Source organism: Geminocystis sp. M7585_C2015_104 (genome assembly GCA_015295805.1).
Lineage (GTDB): Bacteria > Cyanobacteriota > Cyanobacteriia > Cyanobacteriales > Cyanobacteriaceae > DVEF01.
Map to the genome: position 1 here is coordinate 26,112 of DVEF01000061.1, position 11,906 is coordinate 38,017.

Annotated in this window: 9 protein-coding genes; 4 read left to right on the forward strand and 5 right to left on the reverse strand. The window is 46.5% G+C overall.

Annotated features, from left to right (window positions below; genetic code table 11):
* Positions 1–41: 41 nt before the first annotated feature.
* The 4 genes from psbA to IGQ44_07260 form a co-directional block, all read right to left on the reverse strand.
* Positions 42–1,112 carry a photosystem II q(b) protein gene (psbA, locus tag IGQ44_07245; GenBank protein HIK37768.1) on the reverse strand — a complete coding sequence of 357 codons (1,071 nt, stop codon included), beginning with the start codon at positions 1,110–1,112 and terminating at the stop codon, positions 42–44.
* Positions 1,113–1,250: 138 nt separating this feature from the next.
* Positions 1,251–1,919, reverse strand: a complete 669-nt coding sequence (locus IGQ44_07250; protein HIK37769.1) for a phosphate ABC transporter permease — start codon at positions 1,917–1,919, stop codon at positions 1,251–1,253.
* 62 nt (positions 1,920–1,981) lie between these two features.
* On the reverse strand, positions 1,982–3,880 hold the full coding sequence (locus IGQ44_07255) for a DNA-directed RNA polymerase subunit gamma (GenBank protein ID HIK37770.1): 1,899 nt from the start codon (positions 3,878–3,880) through the stop codon (positions 1,982–1,984).
* A gap of 222 nt (positions 3,881–4,102) precedes the next feature.
* Positions 4,103–5,794, reverse strand: a complete 1,692-nt coding sequence (locus IGQ44_07260; GenBank protein ID HIK37771.1) for an ABC transporter ATP-binding protein/permease — start codon at positions 5,792–5,794, stop codon at positions 4,103–4,105.
* Between the two features lie 149 nt (positions 5,795–5,943).
* Here IGQ44_07260 and IGQ44_07265 point away from each other — a divergent pair, with 149 nt between their 5' ends.
* Together IGQ44_07265 and IGQ44_07270 are read left to right on the forward strand one after the other, a co-directional pair.
* Positions 5,944–6,507 (forward strand): hypothetical protein, encoded by a 564-nt coding sequence (locus tag IGQ44_07265; protein HIK37772.1) that lies wholly within the window; start codon positions 5,944–5,946, stop codon positions 6,505–6,507.
* A gap of 109 nt (positions 6,508–6,616) precedes the next feature.
* Positions 6,617–8,461, forward strand: coding sequence for a penicillin-binding protein 2 (locus tag IGQ44_07270; GenBank protein HIK37773.1), 1,845 nt, complete (start codon positions 6,617–6,619; stop codon positions 8,459–8,461).
* Between the two features lie 23 nt (positions 8,462–8,484).
* Here the strand turns inward: IGQ44_07270 and IGQ44_07275 are convergent, their stop codons facing one another.
* Positions 8,485–10,119 (reverse strand): alpha-D-glucose phosphate-specific phosphoglucomutase, encoded by a 1,635-nt coding sequence (locus IGQ44_07275; protein ID HIK37774.1) that lies wholly within the window; start codon positions 10,117–10,119, stop codon positions 8,485–8,487.
* 134 nt (positions 10,120–10,253) lie between these two features.
* Between IGQ44_07275 and IGQ44_07280 the strand changes: the two genes are divergently transcribed.
* Positions 10,254–11,432: a tetratricopeptide repeat protein gene (locus IGQ44_07280; GenBank protein HIK37775.1), complete on the forward strand. Its 1,179-nt coding sequence runs from the start codon at positions 10,254–10,256 to the stop codon at positions 11,430–11,432.
* A gap of 201 nt (positions 11,433–11,633) precedes the next feature.
* On the forward strand, positions 11,634–11,885 hold the full coding sequence (locus tag IGQ44_07285) for a hypothetical protein (protein ID HIK37776.1): 252 nt from the start codon (positions 11,634–11,636) through the stop codon (positions 11,883–11,885).
* Positions 11,886–11,906: the final 21 nt, after the last annotated feature.

The following is an 11,906-nucleotide window of genomic DNA, read 5'->3' on the forward strand; positions in this document are numbered from 1 at the left end:
AAAAAACGCCCCCCTTGCGGAGAGCGTCTTTTCCCTCTATCTTAGCCGTTGATTACGGGAGCAGAAACAGGCTCTGCACTAGCCAAGTCCAAGGGGAAGTTGTGGGCGTTGCGCTCGTGCATTACCTCAATGCCGATGTTAGCACGGTTCAGCACATCAGCCCAAGTCCCGATGACACGGCCTTGGCTATCTAAGATAGACTGGTTGAAGTTGAACCCGTTGAGGTTGAATGCCATGGTGGAGACCCCCATAGCAGTGAACCAGATCCCCACTACTGGCCATGCACCCAGGAAGAAGTGCAGAGAGCGGCTGTTGTTGAAGGAGGCATATTGGAAGATCAGACGACCAAAATAGCCGTGAGCCGCTACTATATTGTAGGTTTCTTCTTCTTGGCCGAACTTGTAACCGTAGTTTTGAGACTCGGTTTCAGTGGTTTCCCTTACCAAGGAAGAAGTTACCAAGCTTCCGTGCATGGCGCAAAAGAGAGCACCGCCAAACACCCCGGCTACTCCCAGCATGTGGAAGGGGTGCATGAGGATGTTGTGCTCAGCCTGGAACACCAACATGAAGTTGAAGGTTCCAGAAATCCCCAGAGGCATCCCATCAGAGAAGGAGCCTTGCCCTATGGGGTAAATGAGGAATACGGCGGTAGCGGCAGATACGGGAGCAGAGTAGGCCACACAGATCCAGGGGCGCATCCCCAGACGGTAGGACAACTCCCATTGACGGCCCATGTAGCAGAACACGCCAATGAGGAAGTGGAATACGATCAACTGATAAGGCCCACCGTTGTACAGCCACTCATCCAGAGAAGCCGCTTCCCAGATGGGGTAGAAGTGCAGCCCTATAGCGTTGGAAGAGGGCACTACAGCTCCTGTGATGATGTTGTTCCCATATAACAGAGAACCAGATACGGGCTCACGAATCCCATCAATGTCCACTGGCGGAGCGGCGATGAAGGCAATGATGAAGCAGATGGTGGCAGTCAACAAGCAGGGGATCATTAGCACACCAAACCAACCGATGTATAGACGGTTGTTGGTGGAGGTGATCCACTGGCAGAACTGCTCCCACGCGGAGATCTGTTTCTGCTGCTGGACGGTTGTAGTCATGTTCTTATGATTGCTAACTATTCTCTTGTCTAGGTACCTTTCGGTAATTGCTTACCTTGTCTTATCATGTTAAGTTTTATTTCTATTTTTGTCAATGTTTTTAATTTTTGCAAATCTTATACAAGAAATAAGCGAAACTTATCTTTTAGAGGAGGGAGGGCCATAAATCCGAGCCAACTCCTGACGAATATCTAAGAATACATCACGACGGAGGTAGGGGTAGTCTCCCAACCAGATTTGCCTGCGGGGTATATATATTTCTGTAATCAAATCAATCTTCCAAAAGTCCGGGTCGTTGGTGAGGAGGATTGCTTCTACAGTGTCTCCTGGTTGTATAGCTTTGTATATCCTCTTGATGGGGGCTGCCACAGTGGTGCGCCAGCCATCTCTGTCACCCACTTCCACATTAAAGAGACGACGTCGGCTTTCCACGAGGACTAGTCTCCCCAGGCGATCGATAGCCGACTCTTCTTTGACTAATTCTTCGGTGATGTAGGTGTCTAAAACCTTGCCTCGCCAGAAGGCCAGATAACGGTAGCGACGGCTGCCACTGTTACGGACACTGGCCCAGTACACCGGACTCCAAAGCCAATACAGTCCGGCGACTATACGGAAGATGAGGGTGACATTATCCCCCGCCGCCCCAAAAGGCAATCCCAACAGCCAGAATAATATGACACCGATGAGGGAGATGAAGAGATTTTTGAGGAAAGTAGAGAAATCCCCCCAGTAGTAGGCATATTGGCTGCCCGTAGCCACGGCCGGTATCAGGTCATTAATTACTGCCTTTTTGAGGGGTATAAGCATAGACACCAACCAAAAGAGGGGATGGGCCTTTAGGCCCAGGGGGAAAAGTGAACTTTCAGAAACTAGAAATAAGAAGGAGCGGGCTCCGACTCCAAAGCGTCCATTATGGTTTTATTGTATATAATTCTGCCGGCCGTGGTGTACAGGTATTGAGAAATTACCTCTCCCTCGGGGGATACTCTGATTTTGCGTCCCGGATAGTACTTCCACACAGTCCCATCGGGGAGAGGTTCTTCTTTTTGCAGTTGGTCAGAATTCTCCCCGCAGTCTACCTCCCCGTCATAACGCACCCAGATATAGGCATGGAGGTCAATTATCCCCTGTTCATATGCTCGGAGGGCATCCTCCAGGCTGGCGAAATAGCGATCTTTCCCCTTAGTAGCCTTGGGGTTGTCGGCGGTGAGGTAGTAACACCCTAATACCATATCTTGGGAAGGGGTGATAATAGGCTTGCCGGTGGCGGGAGAGAGGATATTATGACAAGCCATCATCAACAGTCGCGCCTCCGCCTGAGCCTCGATGGAAAGGGGTACGTGGACAGCCATTTGGTCTCCATCGAAGTCGGCGTTAAAGGGTGGACATACTAGGGGGTGTAGCTGAATTGCCCTTCCCTCCACCAGCACCGGCTCAAAAGCCTGAATTCCCAGACGGTGAAGTGTTGGCGCCCGGTTGAGCAAGACTGGGTGGCCGGCGATAACTTCCTCCAATACCTTCCACACCACGGGATCGGATTTTTGTATTAGCTTTTTGGCCGCCTTGATGTTGCTGACAATACCAGAACGAATCAGACGGTGGATGACAAAGGGCTGGAACAATTCTATGGCCATCTCCCTTGGTAGTCCACACTGGTAGATTTTCAGTGTGGGTCCCACTACAATTACTGAACGGCCAGAGTAGTCCACCCGTTTACCCAACAGGTTTTGTCGGAAACGCCCTTGTTTACCCTCAATAATGTCAGACAGAGACTTGAGAGGACGGCTATTGCCACCCACTACAATTCTGCCCCGTCTCCCGTTGTCGATGAGAGCATCTACCGCCTCCTGTAGCATCCTTTTCTCGTTGCGGATAATGATTTCCGGGGCCATTATTTCCTGGAGACGGTACAAACGATTGTTACGGTTTATTACGCGACGGTATAGGTCATTCAAGTCCGAGGTAGCGAAACGGCCACCGTCCAACTGCACCATAGGGCGCAAGTCGGGAGGGATTACGGGGATTACCGTCAACACCATCCATTCCGGTTTAGCCCCCGTGGCAATAAAATTGTCAATGATGCGCAGGCGTTTGATTAGTTTAGCCCTTTTTTGCCCCCTAGCAGTGATAATCTCCTCCCGCAGTTTCTCTGCTTCCTCTTGTAAATTAATGTCCTGGAGAAGACGGAGAATGGCCTCCGCCCCTATACCAACCTCGACACCTTCTAATTGGGAGTCTTCCGCATAGATTTGCTCCTCTATTTCCATCCACTGGTCTTCTGTCAACAGTTGCCGGTATTCTAGATTGCTCGCATTCCCTGGATTTAGCACCACATGGGCGTTAAAATATACAATCTGTTCCACATCTCTCAGGGGCATGTCTAATAGAATACTGATGTAACTCGGTATCCCTTTCAGATACCACACATGGGTTACAGGGGCTGCCAATTTGATATAACCCATGCGGTGACGTCGTACTCTGGACTCAGTTACTTCCACCCCACATCTTTCGCAGACAATCCCCCTATGGCGTACTCTTTTGTATTTTCCACACCAACACTCCCAGTCTTTGGAGGGGCCAAAAATCCTTTCACAAAACAACCCATCCATCTCCGGTTTCAAGGTGCGGTAGTTGATGGTTTCCGGAGTGGTTACTTCCCCTACCACCATTCCGTTGGGGAGAGTCCTTTCCGCCCACTGTCGAATTCTCTCGGGGGAGGCAATGCCTATTTTTACGTAGTCAAACGGTCTCTCTTGTATATTGGTCATGGTGTCTTGTGTTGGTTGACTCCAAAGTGTAGCAAATCTGAACTTTTATGGTTATAATTTATCCAGATGGGTGGCTCCTTGTGCCCCAGTCCAGCAGAAGGAAAAAGAGGACCTATAAAGCCAGCCGTGGTGCACAGGGGCAATATAAATAGGGAATTGTCAGATCCCCCATTGTACCATAAAAAGGCCCCATTGTGGTATGGGGGTGTCGGCGCCCCTGCCTCACAGGCTTTCCAGCACCCATGAATTGTCCTCCTTCATGGTCAACAGGTAGTGGTGGTATTTTTTGAGACTTTCTCGGTGTCCAACACTCACAAAAGTGGTATTTAGGTGGTACAGATGTTGGTAAAGTAGACTCTCGTTACGGGGGTCCAGGGCACTGGTGGCTTCGTCCAGGATAACATATTCTGGGCGGTTGATGAGAATACGGGCAAAGGCAATCCTTTGTTGTTCCCCCAATGATAGCACCTCACTCCAATCCTTTTCCACGTCAAACCCCTCAAACCTCTCAGGCAAATCTCCTAGGTTAACCATTTTTAAAATTTCCTCTAATTCCCCCTCAGTGATATTCATTTCTACCCTCGGATAAATCAGTTGTTGTCTCAAGGTGCCAATAATCATATAGGGTTTTTGTGGCAAAAACAGTATTTTTTCCAAACTTGGCCTAATAATTCTTCCCTTTCCTGAATTCCACAAACCTGCTATTGCCCTCAGCAATGAGCTTTTACCACATCCACTGGCACCCATTATCAATAATCCCCTACCAGGTGGCAATTCGAAACTTAAATCTTCCACTAGGGTGTTGTGGTAATTAGGGGTTTGTAGAGTTAGATTTTGTAATGCTAATTTCCCATTTTCAACTATTTCAATAACTGGCCGGTGTGTCGTTAATTTCTGTTCTTTCCCCTCGTTTATAAACTGGTTTAAACCCCACAAACGCTCTATCCCAGCTACGAAATATGTCAAGGATTGGAAACGGCTCACTATAATATTCAAGGAGAAAAATACCCTAGCAAAGGCCCCTGTGGCTTCGCTGACTTTACCTACCTCTAGTTCCCCCGACAACACACTGGGGGCAACTACCATTGCTGGGATTATGTAAGGCAAAAATTCATAGGTGTTCACGAAAATACCTAGATATAATTCCTGCCACAAGATTAGCATATTAAAGTTTCTAAACAACTCTTTAAAAAGATTGGATAGATTACTTTTCTCCTGAGCTTCTCCCCTGTAAAAGGCAATAGACTCCGCATTTTCCCTCACCCTGACTAGGCCAAAACGGAAATTTGCCTCTTTTTGAAGTTGAGCATAATTTAGTTGTACTAGCTTTTTCCCAAATATGACTGTAGTAATTATTGTCCCGATTATGGCATAGCAGAATAGAAAAATTACCAGCTTAGGGGAAATAGACCACAAAACAGCACTAAAAGCAAACACCTGTAAAAGGGATTGAATTATCACTAGCAAAAACAGGAGAGAATCCTGAGTAAAACTGCGAACATCCTCGGCAATTCTCTGATCCGGATTGTCTATCTCTTTGTTATTTACCGTCAGTTTATAAAAGTTTCTCTTGCGAAAATAACCCTCCAAAAAGTAATGGGTCAACCATCTGCGCCAGTACAAACCCAATTTATTTTGAGTATAGGAAAAGCCAGCAAATAGGGGGACATAAATAACTAGAATTATCAAAAATCTTAACACCGTTCGCCAAAAGGCAGACTCGTTTTTTGCCGCCAAATTGGAAATCAATGCCCCTTGAGATTCATTTAATAATACACTTAGTTGGGTGTAAGCTATGAGAAGCAAGCCCAAAATGGCCAGAAGAGTAAAAGCGCCTCTTTTCTCATTGCCAGTCCAGTATAGTTTAGCGATAGACCAAAACTTGTTAAAAATGTTACGGTTAAAATAACCCATACAACGGCAAAGGACAAACAAAACATTCAATCAGAGTCAATAATAGCAAATGGGGGAAAGTAAAAAGAAAAAATGAAAATCGTCATGAAAAAAAATTGACCATGTTTGCTAATATGAATTGGTCATGAACTGCAGTAAAGGCAAGAGATATGTTCCTAAAAGACGTTGCAAAACACACCAGCAACACCGCCGAAGAAAGCAGGGTTGCAACTGTCGGCTATGTAACAATTCCCGAGCCAACAACCGTTTCCACCCCTGAGAGAAATGACAATAGAAGTAACAAGAGAAAAAACCGGATTCGCCACCAAACCCTAGGGCAAAAGCAAAAAAAATCCCAACGCTTTAGTGACTACCCCCTTTGGCTACAGGCTCTTATCATACTGGAACATGCTTCCTCTATTCTCTGTTATCCCACGGTAGCCATAGCCCTAGTCATCTATGGTATGACAGCATATGCCCCAAGACAGTGGACGAGTAAATATCAGGAATTACAAGAACTACAACGCCGGGAAAGACAAATTACAATGACGGAAGAATTACTAAAGGAAACAGTAGTAGAATCCGCGAAGGAGAAAGGCTCTGGCTTTATCAATCCCCAACTCACTCAGCCACCTCTTTTTCTCCCCAATTCTAATCCTACTGTAATTCAAAGTAAAAGGAAATCAACCCCCGCCGTCAAGGAGATTAAACCCATCTTTCCAGTGGCCTATTAGGGGGTAAGGATTGTGGGGGTTCATGATTACAGGCCCACACCTTACAATAATCAACTGTTACGGGGTAGATATGGCACTTGACACCAAGGGATTAGGTCTAGGGGTTAAGATGAATGTTTTTAAAGTGAAACCGGATTTGTGGTCTTTACAGAAACTTTCACCAAACAGTAAATCAGGGAGTACAACTAAATACCAATTTGCCCACATAAACTCTGACACTGGCTTTAGACTATTGCTAGTCTGGCTAATTTTGGTGGCGGGGGGATTAGGACTGGCATGGAGACTATGTCAACTTCAGATAATAAGGGGGGAAGAGTTGACAAGACAGGCAAGACAACAACAAAGTTATACCTTTCGCCCTTATGTCCCCCGTAGGAAAGTGGTAGACAATCGTGGCAATGTACTGGCCCTAGACAAACTGGTATACAAAGTATATGTCCACCCCATCATGTTAAAAGAAGATAAGGCATTGGTGGCGGAAAAACTGGCTGGTGTCCTCAACAGGGACAAAAATGAGCTCCTAAAACTGCTCCACAGTAGGAGTACTGGGGTAGTGTTGGCTCAAAGCGTCAGCGAGGAAGAGGGTTTAGCCATAAGACAGTTGGTTAGAGAGGGAATTGACCTGGAGAGACGCTATAGTCGTTTTTATCCCCAAGGAGAATTATTTGCCGATGTTATAGGTTATACCGACACCGAACACAAAGGGCAAGCGGGAATAGAACATAGTCTGGAAAGACATTTGGAAAGGGATTTGTCCAGGTTAGAACTAAAGGCAATGCTAACAGTGAAAAAAGACGGAACTGGAGCCATTATCCCCGCCACCCTGCCAGAAGGGATTGTAAAATTAGATGACCTACAACTGCAATTAACCCTGGACTCCCGCATCCAAAGAGCCGCCAGAGACGCCCTCAAGCAGCAGGTGAAAAAATTTAATGCCAAAAGAGGAGCCGTTATAGTAATGGATGTCCACACAGGGGAGATTATTAGTCTTGTCTGTGAGCCTACCTATGATCCCAACCGCTATTCCCTTTATGATTTTGCTCTTTATAAAAACTGGACGGTTACAGACAGTTATGAACCAGGTTCAACTTTTAAGCCTATTAATCTAGCCCTGGCCCTAGATGAAGGAGTTATAACCCCCACCTCCATGGTGCTAGACGCCCCCAGCATAATAGTGGACGGTTGGCCTATTTCCAATGCCTCAAAATCCGGCAAAGGCTGGGTCACTGTTACCAAAGCCTTGGAAGACTCCAGCAACACCGCCATGATTTACATCATGAGGAAAATCCCCAGACAAAGGTACTATCAGAGACTACAGGAGCTAGGCATCGACCGTCTCATGGGGACGGATTTGCCCTTTGAAGCTACAGGCTACCTCAAACCCAGGGAAATCTTCACCGCCAGAGAAATCGAACCCGCCGTTTCTGCCTTTGGACAGGGTTTCTCCCTAACACCTTTGAAACTAGTACAACTACACGCAGCGTTGGCCAACGGCGGCAAAATGGTGACACCCCATGTGGTAAAGGGTTTGGTTGACTCCCAGGGGGAAATCAAGTGGGCTAAAAAGTGGCCCACCAGACGGCTATTCAAGCCAGAATCGGCCCGGGCAGTAGTCAATATGATGCAGTCTGTAGTAGAAAACGGGACAGGTAAGACGGCGAAAATAGAAGGGTACTATATAGGCGGCAAAACGGGCACTGCTCAAAAACACGATGGCAAGGGGAGATACAAGGCAGATGGTAAGATAACTAGTTTCGTTGCCATTCTCCCCTCCACTAAGCCCCGGTTTGTGGTCTTGGCAGTAGTGGACGAACCCAAGGGGGGTAACACTTTTGGCTCTACCGTAGCAGCTCCTGTGGTAAAAGAGGTGATGACCGCCCTGATTCGCACCTATGGGATACCGCCAGATTACATCCCCAAAAAGGAGGATAAGGAAAAAAAGGGAAAAGGATAAATTTTTTTGTAACTTGTATGCATTTAAGTGATTACAGTGGGGGCATCCATGCCAGTGAATTTCTTGATTTGAGCAATTTCCTCGGCGATGGCGATCAAATCTTTTAGGGCCAGCTGGGTGTCCAGATGGTGTTTGTTGGCGTCCGGTTCGTAGCTTTCTAGATATACTCTGATAGTAGCCCCTTTGGTGCCTGTGCCAGAAAGACGGAAAATTATCCTTGAGCCATCGGTGAATACAATCCGTAGTCCCTGATTCTTGCTGACACTCCCGTCTACCGGGTCAGTATAACAGAAGTCATCCGCCAAGGCTACAGTGTACTTACCAAACTGTTTGCCGGGAAGACTAGAAAATTGACTACGGACGTATTCTAGCAGTTCAGAGGCTTTTGTGGAGTCAACTTCCTCATAGTCGTGACGGGAATAAAAATTACGTCCGTATTCCCGCCAGTGAGCCCTCACAATCTCTTCTACGGACTGACGACGTACTGCAATGATATTGAGCCAGAAGAGAATGGCCCACAAACCGTCTTTTTCCCTGATATGATTGGAACCAGTGCCAAAACTCTCCTCCCCACACAGGGTAACCCTGTCGGCATCCAGGAGATTGCCAAAGAATTTCCAACCAGTAGGAGTTTCATAGCAGTCAATGCCTAGTCTTTGAGCCACCCTGTCTACTGCACCACTGGTAGGCATCGAACGTGCTACACCCCTCAAACCATCTTTGTATCCGGGCACTAGGTGGGCATTGGCTGTTAGAATGGCTAGACTATCACTGGGGGTTACAAAGAATTTCCTTCCTAGAATCATGTTGCGATCGCCATCCCCGTCAGAAGCAGCCCCAAAGTCTGGTGCATCATCGGCAAACATTTTCGCCACCAGACTCTTAGCATATACTAAATTGGGGTCAGGATGTCCCCCCCCAAAATCCTCTAGTGGTTCACCATTGATTACTGTACCCGGTTTTGCCCCTAGTGTTTCCTCAAAGATTCTTTTGGCATAGGGTCCAGTAACCGCATGCATGGAGTCCATACACATGCTAAAATTGTCGCTGGTGAGCAGGTCTTTTATCCGGTCAAAGTCAAACAGAGACTCCATCAATTTCAGATAAGAGGCAACCGGCTCGATCACCTCCACATCCATAGTGCCCAGTTTGAATGAGCCTATCCTGTCTATGTTAATATCAGCGGCTTGTAGAATCTGATACCTTTGGATTTCTCGGCTACGGGCATAAATTGCCTCTGTAACCTTTTCCGGAGCCGGCCCACCATTGCTAACATTAAACTTAACACCAAAGTCTCCATTGGGGCCACCCGGATTGTGAGACGCTGATAAGATAATCCCACCGTAGGCCTTGTGTTCTCTAATGACGCACGACGTAGCGGGAGTAGACAAAATGCCACCACACCCCACTAACACTTTGCCGATGCCATTAGCCGCTGCCATTTTTAGGATGGTTTGTATGGCCTGGCGGTTATAATAACGACCATCTCCTCCTAAAACTAGGGTTTTCCCCTGAATATCCTGCTGACTGTCAAAAATGGACTGGATAAAATTCTCTAGGTAGTGGGGTTGTTGGAATACTGTAACGGGTTTTCTTAAACCAGAAGTGCCGGGTTTTTGATCTGGAAAGGGTTGTGTTAAAACTACTTGAATGCCCATGGTTAGGAATATAAGCATTTTAATCTGCCAATAATATACCAGCAAATCTACCCCTCCCCTTTCGTGGTAATGTTGCTTTTGTCGGCCTGGATTATGATCATAAGTAGTAGTTTGAGTTAAGCCAAGAAGTAAACATTATGGTTAATATTAGACGATGGTTGAAACTTATCCCTGCTACCATCTCCCCCATGGAGGATGAAGAGGCGGAGGATGACTCGCTATCCTCGGCTGATGGTGTTGCTGTAAAAGACAAGGATTTAGAGTTTTTGTTTTATCAGTTACTGGAAGGGGTAGCCAAGGGATGGGGAGAGGCAAAGGTGGAACAATTTTTCCAGCGACTACAGCCCAAAATCTCCGTGGAAAACTGGTTAGACTGGTTACAGCGTTATAGGTGGCAACTACTCGCCTCTCCCAACAGTCACATCCAAACCGCTGCCAGGATGATTGTCTTAGGGGAAATCACCGCCACTTTACCCTTTTTTAGGGCAGTAGGCGACTTGGCTTATGAGATTGGCAAGGAGTTACTCAATCGCAGTCAGAATTCTGCCACTGTGAATGCAACCAAACTACAAAACTACAACTCACCTCCCCAAAACCAGCAAAATACTCATTCTCCCCAGCAAAACAGCAAACAAAATCCCCCCCCTGCGGAAAAGCCAGTGCCCCTTGGCCAGTTTCTCTCCCTACTCCAGCAAGATGAGGAATTTGCCAGGGAGGTGGCCAAACAGTTAAAAATAGATTCCGCCGATCCCGGTATAATTCTTGATAGATTCTTAGAAAAACAAAACCAACAAGGCAAGTTTGACTCTCTACCGCCACAAGTGTCTCAAGAGTTAGTAGAATATCTCTTCAATCTCGGCTTGACAAGGGCACAGGAGGGAAATTTCGAAGAAGCCTTGGCCTATTGGGATCAGGCTTTAAGTCTTAATCCTAAACATGCACCATCATGGCACAATCGTGGTAGTGCCCTTGCCTATTTAAACCGTTTGCCGGAAGCCGTTGAAAGTTTTGACAAAGCCATCGCCCTCGACGTCAATGACCACATTTCCTGGTATGATCGTGGTAATGCTCTATTTAGGATAGGAAATTATCAAGAGGCCATCAACAGTTGGGAAAGGGTAATCGGCATTCAACCCAATCACTATGAGGCTTGGTATCATCGTGGCATCGCCCTAGAAAAGTTACACAGATATGACGAAGCATTGGACAGTTATCAAAAATGCCTAAAAATCCACCCCGATTTTTCCCCCGCCATCCGTCGCCTAGAAAAACTAGAAAGTAAGAAAAAGGAACACCTCACAGACTTGCCATAATACTCTCGTTTTGTCCGGCGGCTGATAGGGTTTTACCCTTCGTTTTTTTTCAATTTGGATGGGGGCCAACAGGGCATATCTTCCTAATTTTTGAACAAATCCTCAAGAATTTTGTCGAATTTACATGAGTGTTAGTCCTCCAATAGGCTTCCCCATTTGTTAGGATCGTTAAGGAAAAATAAAGTTAAAAAAAGGGGAAACATGGACGAGGAGGAAATTAGAAGACAAAAAGATAAATTCTTCTTCCCCAGAAGCCCATACCGGGGTGAGTTTACTCCAGAAGACTTAGTATTCAACGCCAACCTGCAGGAATTTGCCCAGAAGGTGAGCTATATTTGTAGCCTAGAGACCAATGGCAAAATCACAGCTCAAGAGGCATACCAACAAATAAAAACTCTCTGGCACACCCTAAAAACAAGTGTAAAAAATTTGGGTCTGGACCAGCCAAAATAGAATATAATTCCCCCTGATTTA

Coding starts and splice junctions, on each gene's coding strand:
- IGQ44_07250 (HIK37769.1), bottom strand. CDS start 1,919: ATGCTTATACCCCTCAAAAAGGCAGTAATTAATGACCTGATACCGGCC.
- IGQ44_07275 (HIK37774.1), bottom strand. CDS start 10,119: ATGGGCATTCAAGTAGTTTTAACACAACCCTTTCCAGATCAAAAACCC.
- IGQ44_07265 (HIK37772.1), top strand. CDS start 5,944: ATGTTCCTAAAAGACGTTGCAAAACACACCAGCAACACCGCCGAAGAA.
- psbA (HIK37768.1), bottom strand. CDS start 1,112: ATGACTACAACCGTCCAGCAGCAGAAACAGATCTCCGCGTGGGAGCAG.
- IGQ44_07260 (HIK37771.1), bottom strand. CDS start 5,794: ATGGGTTATTTTAACCGTAACATTTTTAACAAGTTTTGGTCTATCGCT.
- IGQ44_07285 (HIK37776.1), top strand. CDS start 11,634: ATGGACGAGGAGGAAATTAGAAGACAAAAAGATAAATTCTTCTTCCCC.
- IGQ44_07255 (HIK37770.1), bottom strand. CDS start 3,880: ATGACCAATATACAAGAGAGACCGTTTGACTACGTAAAAATAGGCATT.
- IGQ44_07270 (HIK37773.1), top strand. CDS start 6,617: ATGAATGTTTTTAAAGTGAAACCGGATTTGTGGTCTTTACAGAAACTT.